18 protein-coding genes and 1 tRNA gene are annotated in these 19,638 nt (G+C 70.9%); 3 read left to right on the top strand and 16 right to left on the bottom strand.

Annotated elements, in window-relative coordinates:
- Positions 1-43 precede the first annotated feature (43 nt).
- Together panC and panB are read right to left on the bottom strand one after the other, a co-directional pair.
- Entirely contained in the window at positions 44-958 is a 915-nt protein-coding gene (gene panC, locus VLK66_RS10080) for a pantoate--beta-alanine ligase (protein ID WP_325309276.1), read from the bottom strand.
- Positions 955-1,740, bottom strand: a complete 786-nt coding sequence (panB, locus tag VLK66_RS10075) for a 3-methyl-2-oxobutanoate hydroxymethyltransferase (RefSeq protein WP_325309275.1) — start codon at positions 1,738-1,740, stop codon at positions 955-957. Before panB ends, panC begins: the two co-directional genes overlap by 4 nt.
- Before the next feature lie 141 nt (positions 1,741-1,881).
- On the opposite strand from panB, the gene VLK66_RS10070 reads away from it, so the two are divergent.
- Complete coding sequence (locus tag VLK66_RS10070) at positions 1,882-3,561, top strand: NFACT family protein (protein WP_325309274.1); 1,680 nt, start codon at positions 1,882-1,884, stop codon at positions 3,559-3,561.
- A gap of 218 nt (positions 3,562-3,779) precedes the next feature.
- On the opposite strand, the gene queA is transcribed toward VLK66_RS10070, so the two are convergent.
- The 8 genes from queA to VLK66_RS10030 all read right to left on the bottom strand — a co-directional run bounded on the left by queA (position 3,780) and on the right by VLK66_RS10030 (position 11,462).
- Positions 3,780-4,826, bottom strand: a complete 1,047-nt coding sequence (queA, locus tag VLK66_RS10065; protein ID WP_325309273.1) for a tRNA preQ1(34) S-adenosylmethionine ribosyltransferase-isomerase QueA — start codon at positions 4,824-4,826, stop codon at positions 3,780-3,782.
- Positions 4,827-5,217: 391 nt separating this feature from the next.
- Positions 5,218-6,264 carry a Holliday junction branch migration DNA helicase RuvB gene (gene ruvB / locus VLK66_RS10060; protein ID WP_325309272.1) on the bottom strand — a complete coding sequence of 349 codons (1,047 nt, stop codon included), beginning with the start codon at positions 6,262-6,264 and terminating at the stop codon, positions 5,218-5,220.
- Positions 6,265-6,456: 192 nt separating this feature from the next.
- The gene (locus tag VLK66_RS10055) at positions 6,457-7,098 is read right to left on the bottom strand and encodes a hypothetical protein (RefSeq protein ID WP_325309271.1); all 642 of its coding nucleotides are present in this window, start codon (positions 7,096-7,098) and stop codon (positions 6,457-6,459) included.
- Between the two features lie 109 nt (positions 7,099-7,207).
- The gene (locus tag VLK66_RS10050; RefSeq protein WP_325309270.1) at positions 7,208-7,510 is read right to left on the bottom strand and encodes a hypothetical protein; all 303 of its coding nucleotides are present in this window, start codon (positions 7,508-7,510) and stop codon (positions 7,208-7,210) included.
- A 99-nt stretch (positions 7,511-7,609) separates the two neighbouring features.
- Entirely contained in the window at positions 7,610-8,206 is a 597-nt protein-coding gene (ruvA, locus tag VLK66_RS10045; protein ID WP_325309269.1) for a Holliday junction branch migration protein RuvA, read from the bottom strand.
- Between the two features lie 221 nt (positions 8,207-8,427).
- Entirely contained in the window at positions 8,428-9,036 is a 609-nt protein-coding gene (ruvC, locus tag VLK66_RS10040; protein WP_325309268.1) for a crossover junction endodeoxyribonuclease RuvC, read from the bottom strand.
- A complete protein-coding gene (locus tag VLK66_RS10035; protein ID WP_325309267.1) occupies positions 9,011-9,754 on the bottom strand; it encodes a YebC/PmpR family DNA-binding transcriptional regulator in 744 nt (247 codons plus the stop codon). The genes ruvC and VLK66_RS10035 overlap by 26 nt, the downstream gene beginning before the upstream one ends.
- Positions 9,755-10,214: 460 nt before the next feature.
- On the bottom strand, positions 10,215-11,462 hold the full coding sequence (locus tag VLK66_RS10030; protein ID WP_325309266.1) for a metallophosphoesterase family protein: 1,248 nt from the start codon (positions 11,460-11,462) through the stop codon (positions 10,215-10,217).
- Positions 11,463-11,786: 324 nt separating this feature from the next.
- Between VLK66_RS10030 and VLK66_RS10025 the strand changes: the two genes are divergently transcribed.
- Positions 11,787-11,981: a hypothetical protein gene (locus VLK66_RS10025; protein WP_325309265.1), complete on the top strand. Its 195-nt coding sequence runs from the start codon at positions 11,787-11,789 to the stop codon at positions 11,979-11,981.
- Positions 11,982-12,043: 62 nt separating this feature from the next.
- On the opposite strand, the gene VLK66_RS10020 is transcribed toward VLK66_RS10025, so the two are convergent.
- The 3 genes from VLK66_RS10020 to VLK66_RS10010 form a co-directional block, all read right to left on the bottom strand.
- Complete coding sequence (locus tag VLK66_RS10020; protein WP_325309264.1) at positions 12,044-13,279, bottom strand: DUF1624 domain-containing protein; 1,236 nt, start codon at positions 13,277-13,279, stop codon at positions 12,044-12,046.
- A gap of 178 nt (positions 13,280-13,457) precedes the next feature.
- Positions 13,458-13,530: transfer RNA gene (locus tag VLK66_RS10015), tRNA-Lys, on the bottom strand.
- Positions 13,531-13,580: 50 nt separating this feature from the next.
- Complete coding sequence (locus tag VLK66_RS10010) at positions 13,581-13,904, bottom strand: DUF6665 family protein (protein WP_325309263.1); 324 nt, start codon at positions 13,902-13,904, stop codon at positions 13,581-13,583.
- A gap of 421 nt (positions 13,905-14,325) precedes the next feature.
- On the opposite strand from VLK66_RS10010, the gene VLK66_RS10005 reads away from it, so the two are divergent.
- Complete coding sequence (locus VLK66_RS10005; RefSeq protein WP_325309262.1) at positions 14,326-15,354, top strand: LLM class flavin-dependent oxidoreductase; 1,029 nt, start codon at positions 14,326-14,328, stop codon at positions 15,352-15,354.
- Between the two features lie 312 nt (positions 15,355-15,666).
- Here the strand turns inward: VLK66_RS10005 and VLK66_RS10000 are convergent, their stop codons facing one another.
- The 3 genes from VLK66_RS10000 to VLK66_RS09990 all read right to left on the bottom strand — a co-directional run bounded on the left by VLK66_RS10000 (position 15,667) and on the right by VLK66_RS09990 (position 19,511).
- Entirely contained in the window at positions 15,667-17,280 is a 1,614-nt protein-coding gene (locus VLK66_RS10000; RefSeq protein WP_325309261.1) for a hypothetical protein, read from the bottom strand.
- Between the two features lie 320 nt (positions 17,281-17,600).
- The gene (locus VLK66_RS09995) at positions 17,601-18,410 is read right to left on the bottom strand and encodes a nucleotidyl transferase AbiEii/AbiGii toxin family protein (protein ID WP_325309260.1); all 810 of its coding nucleotides are present in this window, start codon (positions 18,408-18,410) and stop codon (positions 17,601-17,603) included.
- 3 nt (positions 18,411-18,413) lie between these two features.
- Positions 18,414-19,511 (bottom strand): type IV toxin-antitoxin system AbiEi family antitoxin, encoded by a 1,098-nt coding sequence (locus tag VLK66_RS09990; RefSeq protein WP_325309259.1) that lies wholly within the window; start codon positions 19,509-19,511, stop codon positions 18,414-18,416.
- Positions 19,512-19,638: the final 127 nt, after the last annotated feature.

The raw sequence follows: 19,638 nt of genomic DNA, 5'->3' as shown, positions 1-19,638 counted from the left end.
CGTGCGAAACATGGCAGTCTCCTTGCGCGAAGGCTGCAGGGGATCAGGAAAGGACCGCGTTGTCGATCAGCCGCGTCCTGCCCACCCGGGCCGCCACCAGGAGCACGGTCCCGGAATCGGCCGTGGCCACGGGCTCCAGGGTCAGCGGGTTCGCGGCCTCGGCGTACTCCGCCTGCACCCCCGGAACCTCCAGGGCCTTCCACAAGGCGGCCCGGAGCGCTTCCGCGTCCCGCTCGCCGGCGGCGAACAGGGCGCGCCCGTGCTCCAGGCCGCGCGAGAGCGCACGCGCGCGCTCCCGTTCCTCGGGGGAAAGATAAACGTTTCGCGAGCTCATCGCCAAGCCGTCGGGCTCGCGCACGATCGGGGCCACCTCCACCCGCACCCCCTGGTCCAGGTCCAGCGCCATCCGGCGGATGAGCGCCGCCTGCTGAAAGTCCTTTTGCCCGAACACGGCCATGTCCGGGGTAAAGATGCCGAACAGCTTGGCCACCACCGTCAGCACGCCGCGGAAGTGCCCCGGCCGCGCCCCGCCGTCCAGCCGCCCGCCGATCTCCTCGTCGGGAAGGACGGACACGCGTGGCTCGCCCTCCGGATACATGTCCGCGGCGGACGGCGCGAACACCAGCTCCGTCCCCCGCGACGCGGCCAGCGCTAGGTCGCGCTCCAGGTCGCGCGGGTACCGGTCGAGATCTTCCGCGGGCCCGAACTGCAGCGGGTTCACGAAGATGGACACGGCCACCACGTCCGCCGTCTCCCGCGCGCGGTCGATCAGCGAGAGATGGCCGTCGTGCAGGTACCCCATCGTGGGAACGAGCCCCACGCGCTTCCCCGCCGCGCGCTGCTCCGCCACCCACGCGCGCACCTCCGCCTTCGTGCGCGCGACGACCGGCGCGGCGTCCGCGCACTCCGCGGCGGCCACGTCGATGCACTCCGCGGCCGCGAGGCTCTCCACGCTCATTCGAAGGTGTGCTCCGCGCCGGGGTACTCGCCCCCCTTCACCGCCCGCACGTACGCGCCCACGCCCTCCGACACCGCCTGGCCCACCTCGGCGAAGCGGCGCAGGAACTTGGGCCTGAAGTCCGTGTTCAGCCCCAGCATGTCGTGCAGCACCAGCACCTGCCCGTCGCACCCCGCCCCCGCGCCGATGCCGATCGTGGGCACTTCCAGCGCGGCGGTGATCTCCTCCGCCAGCTCGCCCGGCATCAGCTCCAGGACGATGGCGAAGGCTCCGGCATCTTCCACCCGCCGCGCCTCGTCGATCAGGCGCCGGCGGTTCCCGTCGTCCCTCCCCTGCACCTTCACGCCGATCACGTTCACCGACTGCGGGGTGAAGCCCAGGTGCCCCATCACCGGGATCCCCGCCTCCACCATCGCGCGGATCGTCTCCGCGGTCCGCTCCGAGCCGCCCTCCAGCTTCACGGCGTGGGCGTACGTCTCCTGCAGCACGCGGCCGGCGTTGCGGACCGCGTCCTCGCGGGACACCTGGTAGGTGAGGAAGGGGAGGTCGACGACCAGGAGGGCACGCTCCACCCCGCGGCGCACGGCGCGCGCGTGGTGGATCATGTCGTCGAGGGTCACGGGCAGCGTGGTGTCCAGCCCCAGGATCACCTGCCCCAGCGAATCGCCGACCAGCACGACGTCTACCCCCGCGCCGTCCACGAGCCGGGCGAAGAGGTAGTCGTATGCGGTCAGCGCGGCGATCTTGTCGCCGCGGCGCTTCATTTCGCGGAGGTCGGGCACGGTGACCCTCCGCACGCCATTCCCGCGCTGTGTGGACATTTCCCAATCTCCCGGGCCCGGCCTTTCCAGGTTGCCGCCGGGCCGAAACGATGTCCGTGGTAGCGGGTTGACGTGCCTGAATTGTACGGAGATGTTCAGGCCGTGTCAAACCTCCTCCGCTTCGATCCGCCCCTGGCCCGCGCGCTGGCCGCCGAGCTGGCCGCCCTGCTGAACGGCCGCTCGGCGCATCCGCTCCCGGTCTTCGACAGCGACCTCTCGGCCACGCTGCTGCTGGACCGCGGCCAGGCGCTGCGCTGGGACCTGCACCCCACGCGCGGCTGGGTGCGCATCGTCCCGCGCCCGGAGGGGATGGACGCGCGCCTCCCCGACGCGCGCATCGTCCGCGTCGCCGCGCCCGACGACGAGCGGATGCTGCGCATCGATCTGCACGAAGGAAACCGCTTCCGGGGCGGCACCCGCGCGCTCGTCGTCGAGCTGCACACCAACCAGTGGAACGCGCTGCTGGTCGATTCGGCCGACCGGCGCATCGTCTCCCTCCTGCGCACCCGCGAGGCCGGCGGGCGAACGCTGCGCACGGGCGAGGTCTATCATCCCCCCGAGCCCCAGAAGCGGTTCAGCGGCAACGGGTTATCGGTAGATGACGCGCGCGCGGAGTGGATTTCGCGCCTCGCCCCCGTCCCGCCGCCCGAACGCCGCGGCGAGCTGCTGCGGTGGTTCGCGGGAACGAGCCCCATCAACGCCGCGGCGATCCTGGGAGATGCGGGATCAACGGACGACGCGGCCGCGCTGGAAACGGCGTTCGGGAGATGGTGGGAGATGCGCCATTGTCCATCTCCCGAGCCCGTTCTGCTGGAGATGAAGAACGGCCCGCAGCCCTATCCCCTCCCGCTGGACGGGATCCCGGCGCGGCGATGCGAATCGCTCCTCGCCGCCTTCGAGCTCCTGGCCGAGGCGGGCGAGTCCGGCGCGGAGGAGCGCGACCGCGCGGAACTGCTGGAGCGCGCGCGGCGGCGCCTCGTCTCCGCCCGGCGCCGCATCGAGCGCCTGTCCGCGCAGCGGTCGACGGTGGGCGAGGCCGAGCGCCTGCGGACGCACGCGGACCTGGTGCTGGCCAACATCGCCCGCGTGCAGCCCGGCGCCGCGAAGGTGACGGTGTACGACGCGGACGGGCGGAAGCTGAAGATCGCGGTGGACCCGGCGCTGAAGCCGCACGAGTACGCCGAGAAGCTGTACGAGGACGCCCGCCGCCGCTCCCGCGCCGAGACCCGCCTCCCCGAGCTGCTGCAGCGCGCCGAGGCCGAGGCCGCGCGCTGGGCCTCCGCCGTCGCGGCGATCGAGGCGGGCGAGACGCCTGCGTGGGTGGCGGGCGCGCTGGCGAAGGCCGAGCAGCGCGAGCGCGCGAAGCCCGCGGAGAAGAAGGTGCGCCTCCCCTACCGCGTCTACCGCACGTCTGGGGGGCTGGAGGTGCGCGTCGGGAAGACCTCGAAGGACAACGATGTGCTCACCTTCCGCCACGCGCACCCGGAGGACGTGTGGCTGCACGCGCGGCAGGTCCCCGGCTCGCACGTCGTCTTGAGATGGAGCGAGGAGGGCGCGCCCCCCGCGCGCGACCTGGACGAGGCGGCGGTGCTGGCGGCGTTCTACAGCAAGGCCCGCTCGTCCGGCACCGTGGCCGTGGACTGGACGCGCCGCAAGTACGTCCGCAAGCCCCGCGGCGCCCCCCCGGGCCGCGTCACGCTGCTGCAGGCAAAAACGGTGTTCGTGGAGCCCGACGCCGCGATGGAAGAGCGGATGCGGGAGGATGAATCGGCGGGAGGATGATGCTGATGAGTGCGTTCGCCCGACATCCCAAGGGCGGCTGAAGCCGCGGCAACAACTACGGAAAGCCTCGCAAACTGCGCGAGGCTTCAACTGCACCCAAGGTAGTTGCGGGCGCGCGGCGGACGCCTATTCGCACGCCGGTGCCAGCCTGCGCAGCAGGCTTCCCGTCGTTGTTGCTGCGGCTTCAGCCGCCTTTCACGTCGGTGGCCTCGGAAGGATCAGACGATCACCATCGCATCGCCATACGAGAAGAAGCGGTAGCCGCGCTCCACCGCCTCAGCGTACGCCTGCATTGTCAGCTCGTAACCTGCGAACGCGGCTACGAGCATCATCAGCGTGGACTTGGGGAGGTGGAAGTTGGTGATGAGGTGGTCTACGGCGCGGAAGCGGTACAGGGGGCGGATGAAGATGTCCGTCCACCCCTCGCCCGCGTGGATGACGCCCGCCTCGTCCGCGACCGTCTCCAGCGTGCGCGTGACGGTGGTGCCGACGGCCCAGATGGCGCCGCCGGCCGCGCGGACGGCGTTCAGCGCGTCGGCGGCCTCGCGCGGGACGTGGTACCACTCGCTGTGCATGCGGTGCTCGGCGGGGTCGTCGGTCTCCACCGGACGGAAGGTGCCGACGCCCACGTGCAGCACCAGGCGGACGATGCGCACGCCCTTCGCCTCCAGCGCGGCCATCAGCTCGGGGGTGAAGTGCAGCCCCGCCGTCGGTGCGGCAACCGAGCCGCGCTCGCGGGCGTAGACGGTCTGGTAGCGCTCGCGGTCCTCCTCGGTGGCGCGGTGCTGCACGTACGGCGGCAGCGGCACCTCGCCGTAGCGGTCCAGCGCCTCGGCCAGCGGCAGGTCGGTCACCAGCCGCACGATGCGCTCGCCGCCGGGCGTGCTCTCCACGATCTCCACGCGCAGCTCGCCGGACACCTCCACCGTGCGGCCGGGCTTCAGCTTGGCGCCGGGGCGGACGAGCGCCGTCCACAGCTTCTCATCTCCCCCGTGTGGCGTCAGCAGCAGCACCTCGGCCTCGGCGCCGCTCGCGCGGCGGCCCAGCAGGCGCGCGGGAAAGACGCGCGTCTCGTTCACCACCAGCGCGTCGCCCGCGGGAATGTACTCCGCCAGGTCGGCGAACACGCGGTGCGCCAGCCCGCCCGTCGCGCGGTCGACGACCAGCAGGCGGCTGGCGTCGCGGCGCTCGGCCGGCGCCTGCGCGATCTGCCCGGGCGGGAGGTGGAAGTCGTAGTCGGAGGTGCGGAAGCCGCGCTCGCTCATCCGCGGCCTCGCACATCGGCGGCTGAAGCCGCAGCAACAACTACGGGAAGCCTCGCAAACCGCGCGAGGCTGTTCGGCACCGGAAGTCCGCGAAGGCGGACTGCGTGCGGTTGTAGCCGCGACTTCAGTCGCATTTTCCGAAGCCGGCGGCGCGGTTCAGCGGAATGACGTGCGGCGGATGCCACAGATCCTTCGGCCGCCGCCATGATCCAGTGCGGGAGACGGTCCGGCGCGGCGGCGGCGCTCAGGATGACGTCATCAGGGGAGGATGCGAGGACGCGCGGCGAAGGCTGGGCGCGCACAGGAAGTCCGCGAAGGCGGACTGCGGGCCGTTGTAGCCGCGAGTTCACTCGCATTTTCCGAAACCATCCTTCCCGACCCACCCCGCCCATCACGCCTCGAACAGGCTGGACTGCGGGCCGTCGCGGCTGTCTACCGGGGGCGCGAAGCCCAGGCGGCGGTAGGCGAGCGTGGTGGCCACGCGCCCGCGCGGCGTGCGCATCAGGAAGCCGTTCTGGATCAGGAAGGGCTCGTACACCTCCTCCAGCGTCCCCGAATCTTCCCCGATCGCCACGGCCAGCGTGCTCAGGCCGACAGGTCCTCCGCCGAACTGCTCGATCAGCGAGCGCAGCACCCGGTTGTCCATCTCGTCCAGCCCGTACTCGTCCACGTCCAGCATCTGCAGCGCGGCGTCGGCCACGGGCGTGTCGATGACGCCGTCGGCGCGCACCTGGGCGTAGTCGCGCACGCGGCGCATCAGGCGGTTGGCCACGCGTGGCGTTCCCCGCGAGCGCTTGGCGATCTCCATCGCCCCCTCCGTCGTGCAGCGGACGCCCAGGATCTCGGCGGTGCGGGCCACGATGAAGGCCAGCTGGTCCACCGGGTAGTAGTCCAGCCGCTGCACGATCCCGAAGCGCGCCCGCATCGGCGGCGTCAGCAGCCCGAAGCGCGTCGTCGCCCCGACCAGCGTGAAGCGCGGCACCGGCATGGTGATGGTCTGCGCGTGCGGACCCTCGGACAGGCGGATGTCGATGCGGTAGTCCTCCATCGCGGGGTAGAGGAACTCCTCGATGATGGGGCGCAGCCGGTGGATCTCGTCGATGAACAGCACGTCGCCCTCGGACAGGTTGGTGAGCGTGCTGACCAGATCGGCCGGCTTCTCCAGCACCGGGCCGCTGGTGAGCTTGATGCTCACGGCCATCTCGCGGGCGATCAGCATCCCCAGCGTGGTCTTGCCCAGCCCCGGCGGGCCGTACAGAAGCACGTGGTCCAGCGGCTCCTTGCGGCTCAGCGCCGCGTCGATGGCGATCTTCAGCGACTCCTTGGTCTTGGGCTGCCCGATGAACTCCGCCAGCCGCTGCGGCCGCAGGCTGAGCTCCGCGGTTTCGTCGTCGCCCAGTGCCTCGGGGGTGGTGATCTCGGAGCGCTGCGGGTCCACGGGAGCGTCGGGCTGCGGGAGAGCTTCGGGTTTACCCGGCGGAAACTACAGGGGACAGGGGACAGGGGACAGGGGACAGGGGACAGGGGACAGGGGACAGGGGACGGCAGGATCGGCGGACTGGGCTGAAGATGCGCTCGGAGGTGCGAGAGATCGGAATCGTCGGTTGATGGAGGAAGATGCGGCGCGCGATCAGGGAGGCGGTGGGCCGACTGCCCGCTTGGCCGTCTCCCCTGCGGAAACCCGCGGTGGCGCGCCGGCGAGCGGACGCCGCGGATCGCTCAGCTCCAGGAACTCCTTCGAGGGAGGCGCACCCAGCGGCGTACGCCGGTTCCAGATCTCCACCAGATGCCCCGCCGTCATCCCCAGGTAAGCCACGGCGCCCCCGGCAACGATCTTCAACGCCACCGCGAGCGGCGGATGGAAGAGGATGATGGCTCCCAGCACGGAGACCCCGGCCACGTAAGCGGCCTGCCCCAGCGGGGAGCGCGTGATGAAGTTCCACGCGCGCCGCAGGCGTCCCCGCGGCGGGGCGGCGGCCGGCGGCTCCGGCGGCAGCTCGACCCAGATGTGGCGGCCATCCGGGCGGCCGACCAGCCTGGCGGTCTGGCCCCCTCCGGTGATCCCCGCCGCGATCGCCCCGATGCCGGCGACGAGCGGCGGAATCCCCCACGGGCTGCCGAGAACGAGCGCGAGGATCGACCCCGCCGCGACCACGCTCCCGCCCGTCAGGATGCGGCGCCGCATCCGCTCCGAAAGCTCGCGGCCGGTGACCATCTCGTACCGCTCCGTCCACGGCGCGGCTTCGGGCGGAAGCGGCTCGGCAGGGTCCAACTCGACCAGCTCCGTGCGAGGAATGGCGTTGAAATCCATGGCGCACCGTAAAGGAAGAGTCCCGGCCGGACCACTCGGGAGATGAGCCGCAGGTCCAGGGCGCCGAGATTCACCGGACTGGATCGATTGCATCCGCCGGTTCGGGCTGCGGCAACTCGAGCGGGCGATGAGGATTCGCCAGCTGGTAGAACTTCTCGGCGGAGTCGGGATCGCCCACGGCGCGCACCCCGGCCGCGGTGTTGAAGAACACGAACCCGCCGGCCGCGAGCGCGCAGAGCGCCACGATCCAGTGCCCGCCGAACGCCAGCACGAGCGCGGCAATGAGCGCGACGATCGCGACCGGCACGACGATGTCGTGGCGCTGCTCGGCCTCGCGCAGCTCCGTCCGCTGGGTCAGCGTCGAAAGGCGCATCTTCCATCACTCCTTCAAGATCGGGGTCCCGCTACACTCTCTGCCGGGCAACACACCGCGTGCCAGTCCAGCCTCTTCCGACCCGAATCACCCCGGCCGTCACTTCGACGTGGCGCGGGCCAGGGCGTGGCGGATCAGCTCGGGGGCGGTGAGGCCGGAGCCCTGCTCGGTGACCACGGCGCGCACCGCGCGGTCCGCGTCGCCCTGCGTGATGCCGAGCGCGACCAGGGCCCGCAGCGCTTCCTCCACCCCCGGCGTGCGCGCCGCCAGCGGACTGGGCGCGAAGGCCAGGTCGTCGAGCTTGTTCGACAGCTCCACCGAGATGCGCTCGGCGGTCTTCTTTCCCACCCCGCTGACCGCGGTGAGGGCCGCCACGTTGCGGTCGCGGATGGAGCGCACCAGCATCTCCGCGCTCATGGCCGAGAGCAGCGCCAGCGCCAGCCGCGGCCCCACCCCCGACGCGGAGATCAGGCGCGTGAAGATCGTGCGCTCCACCTCGTCCAGGAAGCCGAACAGCATCTGCGCGTCCTCGCGCACCAGGTGGTAGGTGCGCAGCGTCACCGGCTCGCCCACGCGCGGCAGCCGCTCGAACACGGTGGTGGGGATGTGGATCTCGTACGCGACGCCGCTGGCCGTCATCACCTCCACGCGCTCCAGGTCGCGCAGCAGCAGCTCACCGCGGATGCGGGAGATCATATCGTCGGGTCAGGATGGAGAGATGGATCGGTAAGCCTCGGATCGCCGGCTCGACCGATAGACCACCGGACTTTAATCCGATGTTCTACCGATGGAGAAGGGCGAATGAATTCGCGGCAACAACGGCCCGAAGTCCGCCTTCGCGGACTCGATGTCCGGCACTCGTGCGCTTCGTCCGCATCCGCGTTGTTTTCACTTTCGCACTCTCGCACCTTCGCACCTCACGGGCGGAGCTTCGGAGGCGTCATCAGCATCTTCATCGCCGCGATCTGCGCGGAGGCCTTCGCGGCGGGGCCGAAGCCCTTGAAGCAGTGGGTGAGGGCGACCGCCACGCCGTCGGCCGCGTCGTGCGGCTTGGGCGGCTCCTTCAGGCGCAGGAGGCGCTGGACCATGTAGCCCACCTGGTCCTTGGTGGCCGCGCCCGCGCCCACCACCGCGTTCTTCACCTCGGCGGGGGGATACTCCGCCACCTTGAGCCCGCGGAGCGCGCCCGCGAGGAGCACGACGCCGCGCGCGTGGCCCAGCACCACCGAGGTGCGGACGTTCTTGGCGTAGAACACGCTTTCCACCGCCAGCACGTCGGGCTTCGCGCGGGAGATGACCTCCAGCAGCCCCTCGTGGATATCGCGCAGGCGCTCGGGGAGCGGCGCGCGCGGGTGGGTGCGGATGACGCCGCACTCCAGCAGCAGAACGGCGCCGTCGCCCTGCCGCGCGACGACGCCGTAGCCGGTGACCGCAGTGCCGGGGTCCACCCCCAGCACCACGGTTTCGCCCGCGCGCCCGGTGCGCGCGGTCGCGGGTGGTTCAGACCTCGGCGAGGCTGTCGACATCCAGGTCGGCGTTGGTGTACACCTTCTGCACGTCGTCCAGGTCCTCCAGCAGCTCCAGCAGCTTCACCAGCGTGTCGGCCTCGCCGCCCGCCACGTTCACCATGTTCTTCGGCACCATCGCCAGCTCGGCGCTCTCCCACTCGATCCCCTTGGCGCGCAGCGCGTCCTGCACGGCGTGCAGCCCGGTGGGCTCGGTCAGCACCGTGAGCGTGCCCTCCTCGGAGCGCACGTCCAGCGCGTCGGCCTCGAGCGCGGCCTCGGTCACCGTGTCCTCGTCGTAGCGGTCGCCGTCGAGGGTGATCTCGCCGCGGCGGTCGAACATCCACGCCACCGAGCCGGTCGTCCCCAGGTTGCCGCCGTTGCGCGACAGCCAGCGGCGGATGTCGGCCACGGTGCGGTTCCCGTTGTCGGTCAGCGACTCGATCATGATGGCCACGCCGCCGGGGCCGTACGCCTCGTACGTGATCTCCTCGTAGTTCACGCCCTCGAGCTCGCCCGTGCCCTTCTTGATGGCGCGGTCGATGTTCTCGTTGGGCATGTTGGCGGCGCGGGCCGTGTCGATGGCCAGGCGGAGGCGCGGGTTGCCGGCCGGGTCGCCGCCGCCGGCCTTGGCGGCCACGGTGATCTCACGGATCAGCTTGGTCCAGTTGGCGGCGCGCTTGTTGTCGGTGATCGCCTTCTTGCGCTTGATCTGCTTCCACTTGCTATGCCCGGCCACGGGGCACCTCCACGGATGTGTCGTCGGGTTATGGCAGGATGCACGTAAGCTGGGAAAGATAGCCGGTCCGCGGCGTTTCTTCAACGACGGGGGATGGAAAGAAAGGATGGACGCGCACGGCACCGGATCACCCGCCGGGCAGGGGCAGGGTCCCAGCCGCGGCGCTCAGGGGATGACGGTGGCTCCCGGATTGTACGGCGGCTCGACGACAGGGACTCCCGTGGTGGCCAACGTCAGGCTGGTCAGCCGCGGCAACTCCGTGATCCCCGGGCGCACCCACGGCTTGCGCTCTCGCTCGGCGGGTGTATGGGCGGTGCGCATGGATTCCTTGCCGAGGGGAGACGGTCACACCAGAGCGGCGGATCCGTGAACAACGGTACCGTGGCGGCGGGTCCCGGGGAAGTGCTCGAGGCCACGGGTCGAGCCCGACGGCGGGAGCGAACGCGGGTCTCGGCCCGGCTCAGACGATCGGCGTGTCGGGCCAGATCTCGGTGAAGCACGTCCGCCCCGTCTCGTCCACGTACTCGATGGTCAGCCGGGAGCCGTCGAATGTGAGCAGGGCGAAGCCGTTCATGGCGCGGTCGTCGCGGTCCGGGCGCGGCACGTTCCAGTAGTGCGCCACCGGCGGCGCGAACTCCGGCCCCAGGTGCACGTTGTGGGTGATGCGGACGCGCTTGCCGCCGTGGCCGATGCAGCGCGCCAGGTAGTTCCCGAAGCGCGGATCGCGCGTGTAGTACAGGCTGCGGTGCTCGTGCCCCCAGAACCACCCGAAGATGCGGCCCGTGTCCACCGCCGGCTGCAGCCTGGCGGGCAGCTTGTGCGCGTTCCGCCGCGGGCGGCGGTCCACCGCCGAGAACATCTGGTGGTGGCTGAGCAGGATGTTGTTGTCGGGGCCGTTCGAAAGCTGGTGCATCAGCCAGTCGAACTGCGACGGCTCCAGGTCGTGGTCGGCGTACGCGCTGTCGATGGCGATCAGCTTCCAGTGCTCGTTGCGCAGGCAGAAGAAGCTCGCCCGCTGGCCGCACCAGGGAAGCACGTCCAGGAAGTACCCCTCGCCGTTCGCGTTCATCTCGTGGTTGCCGTTCATCGCCCAGTACTTCGGGCCGCTCCCCACCTCCTCCATCCACACGTCGATGAACCGCTTGTGGGCCCGCGACCGCGTCCCCGAGGGATAGATGTCGCCCAGGTGGATGATGTGGTCGGGGCGGCGCGCGGCGATCGCCCGGGCCACGCGGCGCGCGCGGTCCTTCGCCGTCCCCCAGTCGCCCACGAGGGCGACGCGGCAGCTCTCCGGCAGGTCGAACACGTCGCCGTCCAGCGACTCCGGCTTCCTGAACTCCACGTAGTTCTCCGCGCGCTTTCCCAGCACCCGCGCGATCAGCCGCAGCAGCGAGACGCCCTTGCCGTGCTTCTCCTGCGGATGCTCGTCGGCGTGCTCGTCCAGCGCCGCCTGCACCAGCGCGATGACCGGGTCGTGCGACACGTAGTCGTCGCCGCCCTCCATCTCGTCCTCTTCCTCGGCCTCGCCGGTGGGCGAGCGGGCCCATTCGTCCGCCGTCCGCAGCTCGCGCGAGAGCAGCGACGCCACCTCCGGCGACACCTCCTCCAGCCCGTCCACCTCGTGCCCGTCGCCGCGGCGGTGGAAGAGATCGGCGGCGTCGCGGACCACGTCCAGAACGGTCGTGCGGGTGCTGGCGATGGGGTTCATCTCTACCTCCGGCGGTGGGATGAAGGTGGATCACATGAAGCCGGGACGTGCGCCGCGACGCGTGCGAATCCACGCCGGCGCCGCGGAGAGGAATCGTGCAGGGATCTTTCGGGAGATGCAACGATGTCGGCCGGCCACGGCACTGGCGCGGGACGGGTCCGGGGAGGAGATCATACGGCCGTTTCACGCGACGATTGACACGCGGCGGCCCCTGCGGGATCTTGCGGGTGATCCCACCATCATCGGCCTCGGGAGCGGCGGCGGCCCGCGCTTCGGCGTGCCGTCGCCCGGCTCCGTGCATCCCCATCACACCCGGGAGGAGCGATGAAGAAGCTGCTGCTGTCGCCCGACGAGCTGCGCGTGGAGAGCTTCCCCACCGCCGCGCTGCAGGACGGCGCGCCGGGCACCGTTCGCGGGCACTTCGCCACGCAGGGGCACACCTGCGTGCTGGAAACGCGCTGCGCCGCGCGCTCGTGCGTTTCGTTCGGCGCCCCCACCTGCACCCTCGCCGAGCTCTGAGCCGGCCGGACGGGCTGCGGAGCGAAAGGGCCCGCCGGGACGCATCCCGGCGGGCCCTCGCATCAGAGGTAGCTCAGCCACCAGTCGTCGCGGCGCCGCTTCACGCCGGCGAACCAGCGGCAGAGGGGATACAGCATCGCGACGCCGGCGGCCCAGCACAGGTAGGCCACCCCCAGGCCGAAGCCGGCGCCGGGCTGGGGCGGGTGCGCGCCGGGAAAGCCGAAGAGGTGGCTGGTCGGCTTCCCCGCGGCCATCGAGATCAGCAGCGCCAGCCCGTGGGCCACGGGCCACTGCAGCAGGTAGAAGAACATCGGCACGCGGCCGAAGGTCACCAGCGCGCTTCCCGCCGGACCGCGGCGCGTCCTCTCCGCCCACGCCAGCATCAGCAGCGCGGGGCCCAGCGTCATCAGGATGAACAGCAGCGAGGGCGGATACTTGCTGGTGTTGACGAACGAGAGGACGGTGAACACGGCGTTCTTCTGCGGCGACCAGGGGAACGGGTTGCCGTACAGGTTCGTCAGGCGCAGGAGGACGAAGCCGGCCGTCATCCCCGCCCCCAGCCGCACCAGCAGGCGCCACCGCCGCTCCGCGTCCCACCTGTAGACGTGCCCCAGCGCGTATCCGCAGAGGAAGACGCCGATCCACGGGAGCACCGGATACAGCACCAGCATCCGGATCCCCAGCACCCTGGCAAAGCCGGGCTGGTGCAGCACCATCCACAGCGCGCCCAGGCCGCCGGGCTCCGGGCCCGCCACCCGCACCGCATCGGTGAGGTTGTGCAGCGCCACGATCGCCACGCCGATGGCCGCGATCCACCGCGTGGGCAGGCGGATGAGCGCCGCCAGCACCATCATCGACACCCCGATCGCCCAGATCACCTGCAGCATCCCCGGGAACGCGCGGTAGTCCAGGTCGAACACCACCCCGAAGCGGATGACGGTGAGCTCCAGCAGGATGAGCCACGCGCCGCGGGTGACCAGGAAGCGCGCGAGCTCGCCCTTGGGCTTTCCGCGCACCACCTGCAGGGCGGCCCCGGTGCCCGCCAGCAGCACGAACGCCGGCGCGCAGAAGTGCGTGACCCAGCGGGTGATGAAGAGCACCACCGTGGTCCGCGAAAGGTCGGCCGCGTCGAAGAACGGCGCGTCGCGGTGCACGAACTCGCGCGTGTGGTCCAGCAGCATCAGCACCATCACGGCGCCGCGGAGCAGGTCCACGCTGTCGATCCGCGCCCGCCGCGCCGGCGGCGGCGCGGCGGCGGGAGCGGACAGGGGGCCGGGAACGACGGTCTGGGTCGCCATGCGGTGGAAATCGGGATCGGGGGACGGGAGGAAGACGGCGGCGCCGTGATGAACGATGTCCGCAGCCGGCGCGGGCGTGGTTGGCGTTTCGTACGGATGATGTAATGGATTTGTCGGCCGGAGGGAGCGCGAAACAGCCCCGGAAGCGTCTCCGCTCCCGGGGCTGCCTGTCGAGAGATGGGTCGGGTGGGACTCGAACCCACGACCATCGGATTAAAAGTCCGGTGCTCTACCGGCTGAGCTACCGACCCCCGAACGGCTGGAAACTAAACGGAGATGCGAGCTTTCTCAAGCGCCGCGCCTATTTCGCGCGCGGCGGGAACACGCCCATGCGCAGCCGCACCTCGCGCGGCACGCCCAGCTGCCGCAGCAGCCCCTCGCTGTCGCGGAAGCCGCAGACCTCGCGCTGGACCACGTAGTACCACCACGCCTGCCCCGCCGCGTCCACCAGCTCGTCGCGCGACTGGCTCGCATCGGGCGCGGCGTCGAAGGCCTTCAGCGCGTCCAGCGCGGCGGCGGCGCGGCGGCCCAGGCGCGACAGCGTGGCCGCCTTCTCCTGCACCAGCTCGTACTCGAACACGTCCACCGGCGAGGGCCGGGACGATGGGTTGCGGGGCGTTCGCACGATCGGTCCTCGTCTCCTTGCAAATCCTTTCGGTCTCGCGTTTTCCGCGTACCCCGACGCGCCGCGCGGAGTTCTCCGCCGCCTCCGCATGCCCTCCAGCATCGCGGGATCTCACGCGGAGACGCGGAGTCGCGGAGGTGCTTGCCCTGCTCCTCCGCGTCTCCGCGTCGGCGGTTCGCGGTTACCTCTCCCAGGCTGTTTTGGGAGAGGTCGAAAAATGGAGGAGGAGATGACGGCGGTTTGTCATCTCCTCCTCCATTTTTCGGGTGAGGGCCCCCAGGTGAGGCCGCCTTGCCCCACATCTTCCGATCCCCGGCGTGGGGGAGTCCCCGTGTGGGAGATTTCCCGTCGTTGCGAGACACCGCGCCACGCCGCACCTTCACCGCTCCGCAGGATCGTCGTCCCACACAGTCGGAATCCGATGGCGCCGCTGAAGATCGGAGTGGTGGACCAGAGCCCGGTGCGCACCGGCGGCACCGGCGCCGACGCGCTGCGCGAGACGCTGGAGCTGGCGCGGCTCTGCGAGCGGCTGGGCTACTCGCGCTACTGGCTGGCCGAGCACCACAGCACCAACTCCTTCGCCGGCTCGGCGCCCGAGGTGCTGCTGCCCATGGTGGCCGCCGCCACGCGCGAGATGCGCGTGGGCACCGGCGGCGTGCTGCTGACGCACTACTCGCCGTTCAAGATCGCCGAGCAGTTCCGCGTGCTGGAAACGCTCTTTCCCGGGCGCATCGACCTGGCCGTGGGGCGCGCGCCCGGCGGCGACATGCGCACCGTGCAGGCGCTGCAGTACGGGCGCGGCGCGGTGCCCATCGAGGCGTTTCCGCAGCAGGTGGAGGACCTGGCCGGGTGGCTGGGCAACACCTTCGACCGCAGCGCGCACCCGTGGGGCCGCGTGCGCGCCATGCCGCGCGGCGATTCGGTGCCGGACCTGTGGCTCCTCGGCTCCGGCGGCGACGGCGGCTACATCGCCGCGGAGCATGGGACGTCGTTCGCGTTCGCGCAGTTCATCAGCGGGGTCGATGCGGCGCCGTTCGTCCGCGCGTACCGCGAGCGCTTCCGCCCCTCCGCGCACCTCCCGGCGCCGCGCGCGAGCGTGGCGGTGAGCGTCATCTGCGCGGAAACGCGCGACGAGGCGCGGCGGCTGGCCTCCGGCGGCGAGCTGTGGCGGCGGCGGATCATGCGCGGCTACGACCGCGGCATCCCCTCGCCCGACGAGGCGCTGGCGGAGCTGGAGCCCGGCTGGCAGCCGCCGCCGCCGGGGCAGGACGGCGCCCGGATCGTGGCGGGCACGCCCGGCGAGGTGCGCGCCGAGCTCCTCCGCATCGCCGATCACTGCGGGGTGGAGGAGATGATGGCCGTCACGGTGATGCACGACTTCGCCGCCCGCCGCCGCTCCTACGAGCTGCTGGCCGGGGCGATGGAGCTGGAGCCCCGGATTTCGGGATGATGCGCGGCCAGGCTCCGCGGATGCGGATCACCCAGGCCGTCATCGGGGTGCCCCGCTGTTTTTCTCATACCGGATCTGGCAATCACCTGTGCATTACAAACGCACAGCGACGTCATCCTGAGTCGGACACCGCGCTGCGCGCGACCACAGAGGATGAAAGTCGGGCGCCCAGAATAACACAATCTGGACTGACTTTCTATTCAGGCCGGCCACACCGTCATTGCGTTCACACGAATGACGGCAGGCCGAAGGATCTACAGGTGAGGTCGCACGTGCGCTTCCGGATTGCACCATCGATCCCCGAATCCGGTATCAGAACCGCGACGACGCCAGCGTCACGTCCGCGCGCGACCACGCGGCGGTGAACTGGCGGTGAATCTCGGCATCGTCCTTGTGCTGCGCGCGGAGCGCCTGGCCCAGGCCGTAGAGCGACCAGCCGTTTTTCGGGTTGCGCAGCAGGTCGTCGCGATACGCGCGCTCCGCGTCCGCGGGGCGATTGGCAGCCAGCAGCGCCGCGCCCAGCGACTGGCGCACGGGATAGTACCAGGGCGGCGGCTCGTCGTAGCGCAGCGCGTCCTGCATCCGCACGGCGGCCTCCAGGTGCGGCACCGCCTCGGCCGCGCGCCCCCGCCGCAGCGCGATCTCCCCCGCCAGCGCGTGGTGCGCGATCCCGAGCAGGTCCTTCGCGCGGTGGAAGCCGAGCAGCTTGTCCGCCGGCACCGACGCCTCGATCGCCGTCACGCTGTCCAGCTCCGCCGCGGCCTCGGCGAAGCGGCCCGTTCCCGCGAAGGCCAGCCCGCGCGCGTAGTGCCAGATCCCCAGCGCGTAGCGAAGGTCCGCGGGCGGCGCGGGCTCGGCCAGCACCTCGCTCCAGCGGCCGAAGCGCGCGAGGGCCAGGGCGTGCGAGGGCATCGACATCTCCGCCTGCCCCACCTGCCGCGCCAGCTCCGGCGTGATCTGCTGCACGATCCCCTGTGCGGTGCCGATCGCCTCGGCGCTGCGCCCTTCCATGGCCGCCGCGGCGCGCAGGAAATCCAGGTTGTGGAAGAGGTAGAAGGGATACATCCCCTTCGGCTGCCGGTCGGCGATGTACGCCTGGTCGGTGTGCGCGGCGTGCTCGTTGGCCAGGGTGGCGTCCGCGTACCGGCCCACGCGCATGTACAGGTGCGCGGGCATGTGGACGAGGTGCCCGGCCCCCGGCATCAGCGCGGGAAGGCGCTCGGCGCAGGCAAGCGCCCGCTCGGGGTGCAGCGACGCCTCGACCGCGTGGATGTAGAAGTGGCAGGCGCCGGGGTGATCGGGATGCCGCGCCAGCGCGCCCTCCAGCGCGGCGACCAGCTCCTCCGTCCCCGGCTTCGGCGCGCCATCGGACGACCAGTTGTCCCACGGGCTCAGGTCCAGCATCGCCTCGGCGAAGAGCGCCTGCGCGTCGGCGTCGCCGGGGTACCGCCGGGCCACATCGCGCATCGCGGCCGCGTACGCCGAGTCCAGCGGCGCGCGGTTCTCGCCCGCGGAGGCAGAGTAGCGCCGCGCCGCCGCGGCGATGTACGCGCGCTCGGGCTCCGTCAGCCGCGCGGACAGCGCCTGCGCGGCGGCGACCTCGTCCGCGGCCTGCTTCTCCAGCGACGGGTCCATCGGCGCGTTGATGTTGGGGCCGAGCGCGAGCGCGATCCCCCAGTGGCACATGGCGCAATCCGGATCGAGCTTCGCCCCCTGCCGGAAGGAGTTGATCGCCTCCTCGTGGTTGAAGCCGTACATCAGCCTCAGGCCCTGGTCGAAGTACGCCTGCGCCGCCGGCGTGGCGGTGACGGCGTGGTGCAGCGCGCCCAGGTTGGTGAACAGGGGGATGGAGTCGCCCGGCGCGGGCTGCTGCGCCGCCAGCGGGAGCGCGGCCAGCACGGCGGCGAGGGGTGCGATGCGGAGCATGGGATCCGGCGGAACGGGAGGGGGATGACGCGCGGCCGGGGCGTGGATGCCCCGGCCGCGGGTGGGTTTGGGAAGTGGAGGGGCGGGCGTCGGGACCGGCGCGGGTTTGGCCATCCAGACTCGTTTCGCGCGCGGGAGGGGCCCGCACGAAGCTCACGGCTTCAACCGGATGCGAACCGTCCGGCCCGGCGCCCTGCCCTCGACGTCCACGCTAAGCCCCTGTCCCCCCTGCGTCAACGAAACTTTTGAGGGGTTGCGGCGATACGCCGCCCGCGTGCGACCGGATCTTGTCCCCGCGCGAACTCCGCCCGGCGAGTGGCTCAGATTGCGGTTTCGCCGAGCAATCGGCGGATACGCGCGACGACCGTTGCCCGGACCTGCTCGCCGGATCCGATCACCCGAAATCCGAGCAGCAACTGCTCCACGACTTCGTCCAGCAAGCGAACATCGGTCAGCGTCGTTTCGAGATGGCGCCGCCATGCAGCGAAGGCGCTGGGATATCGCGCTCCCAACGCGCGCAGCTCCCGCGTTGCGTTGGCTCCAAGCGCCGGATGACGAGCGATCTCGAAGAGGTAAACCAGATCCTTCGCCTTCTTCGAGATCCGTGTGCGCGTGGATGAAGAAAGCCCTTTCCCCAGCATGTACGCGGCGATCGACGGTACGCGGATGCGGCACGCCGGTGCGAGCAGCGGGTGGATCTCGGGGCCCACGCTGATCCACCGCGCGTTCTCCAGCAGGATCTGCTGCCCGGGATAGCCGTGCACCGTCAGCCCCTGCTGCCCCTCGATCTCCACGGGCGTGAGCGGATCGGGGGATTCGGTGAGGAGGTCGAGCTCGATCACCGCTCCGTCGGCGCCCTGCTGAAAGATCTCGAAAACGCCACTCTCGGTGCCGATCTCCTGCACCTCGTATCGCGCCGCCGACGCGAGCTCGAGCAGGGTCGGGCGGTCCGCCGCCAGGAGCGTGGAGGGCAGCGTGACGTCGATGTCTTCCGTCCGCACCGGCCGGTCCGATGCGTTCGCCTCCGCGAGATACAGCGCGTGCACCCAGCCGCCGATGAACACGATCTCATCGGCGTAAGGCTGAAACGCGAGCACCGTGCGCGCGAAGACCTCGGCGGCCGACGCCATCGCCTACTCCGCCAGCGACGCGAGCGCGGACGCGTCGTGCCGGATCAAGCCGAGCTGCGCGGCCAGCGGTCCGAGGGCCACGGCGCGCGCGGCTTCCGCGCCGCGGAGCGGGAACCGCAGCAGGTCCAGAAAGAGCTGCACGTTCGAGACGACCGGCAGCCCACCGGCCTCGCGCTCCCCATAGAACGCCGCTCGCCCGTAGTATGGGCGTAGCAGGTGAAGCGTCCCTCCGCTGGCGACCGGCTCGGCGTACATCCGGTCGCGGAGCAGGGCGGCAGCATCCTCCAGCTTCGACTCTTCGACGTAGAGGTGCGTCTGCCCATGCTGAACGTTCGGCGCAACCAGGTCCGCGCCCGCGAGGAGTGTGAACGCGAAGTGCACTCCTGCGCCGCCCAGCACCGCCGCCACTTTCGGAACGACCTCGCCGGGCTCGAACGGCACCGCGTACGAAAGCACCTGGTTCCGCCTCCAGTCGTATCGCCCCGCCCAGTCTCGCAACGCGGCAACCGGGTCGCCGAGCTGCCACTTTCCTCCGGGCGCGCGCGCGTACCCACGGTCGGCCAGCGCCCGCGCGATCTCGGAAACGTGCCCGGCGGACACGGCGATTTCCGCGGCGAGCTCGCGCACACCCCACGCGCGGCGCGGGTCCTCGAGCAACGCGCGGAGCACTAGCGAGGCGCGCTTGAAGAACGGGTTGATCCGCTGCTCGCCTCGTGGCTGCCGTGCGGGGAGCCGCCGGTCCGCCGGAAGCCACAGGTACAGTCCTTCACCTCGCAAGAAGATGTTCCCTTTCAAATCGGCGTGGCTCACGCCCGCCGTGCGCAAGCGCGCCAGCGCATCGCGGCCGAAGGAGCGCGCGACCGCCAGAAGAGGGGAATCCTCCTCCGGCTCGGAGCGGGACGACACGAGCTGCAGTTCGGCTTCGGTCCACGCCGCTTTCGATTCGACGCGGAAGTTCCATCGGCTGGGGCCGCCCAGGTGGAACGTCCCGCGAGCCGATCCTGCCGGCGCGGTCGTCGCATCGGGAACGACGTCGACGGGAAACCCCGAACGTTCCTGAATCATCGCGCCTGCCTGTTTCATCACGTCGAGGGCGGTCACGTGCAATCGTTCGGTTTTTTCCTATGTTCGAAAATTTCCGAACACGAATGTAAAATCGAACACCCTCGATGACAATGATGCCATGCGCATGACGGGCGAGGGGCGCTCGTACCGCGCTCCTCGTCGC

It is taken from the genome of Longimicrobium sp. (assembly GCF_035474595.1).
GTDB lineage: Bacteria > Gemmatimonadota > Gemmatimonadetes > Longimicrobiales > Longimicrobiaceae > Longimicrobium.
The sequence above is the reverse complement of the archived record's forward strand: the minus strand, read 5'-3'. Positions and strand labels throughout refer to the sequence as shown.

Excerpts from the sequence above, each read along its gene's own strand:
- panC (WP_325309276.1), bottom strand. The coding sequence starts at position 958 with ATGAGCGTGGAGAGCCTCGCGGCCGCGGAGTGCATCGACGTGGCCGCC.
- queA (WP_325309273.1), bottom strand. The coding sequence starts at position 4,826 with ATGAGCGAGCGCGGCTTCCGCACCTCCGACTACGACTTCCACCTCCCG.
- VLK66_RS10050 (WP_325309270.1), bottom strand. The coding sequence starts at position 7,510 with ATGCGCCTTTCGACGCTGACCCAGCGGACGGAGCTGCGCGAGGCCGAG.
- ruvA (WP_325309269.1), bottom strand. The coding sequence starts at position 8,206 with ATGATCTCCCGCATCCGCGGTGAGCTGCTGCTGCGCGACCTGGAGCGC.
- ruvC (WP_325309268.1), bottom strand. The coding sequence starts at position 9,036 with ATGTCGACAGCCTCGCCGAGGTCTGAACCACCCGCGACCGCGCGCACC.
- VLK66_RS10030 (WP_325309266.1), bottom strand. The coding sequence starts at position 11,462 with ATGAACCCCATCGCCAGCACCCGCACGACCGTTCTGGACGTGGTCCGC.
- VLK66_RS10025 (WP_325309265.1), top strand. The coding sequence starts at position 11,787 with ATGAAGAAGCTGCTGCTGTCGCCCGACGAGCTGCGCGTGGAGAGCTTC.
- VLK66_RS10020 (WP_325309264.1), bottom strand. The coding sequence starts at position 13,279 with ATGGCGACCCAGACCGTCGTTCCCGGCCCCCTGTCCGCTCCCGCCGCC.
- VLK66_RS10005 (WP_325309262.1), top strand. The coding sequence starts at position 14,326 with ATGGCGCCGCTGAAGATCGGAGTGGTGGACCAGAGCCCGGTGCGCACC.
- VLK66_RS10000 (WP_325309261.1), bottom strand. The coding sequence starts at position 17,280 with ATGCTCCGCATCGCACCCCTCGCCGCCGTGCTGGCCGCGCTCCCGCTG.
- VLK66_RS09995 (WP_325309260.1), bottom strand. The coding sequence starts at position 18,410 with ATGGCGTCGGCCGCCGAGGTCTTCGCGCGCACGGTGCTCGCGTTTCAG.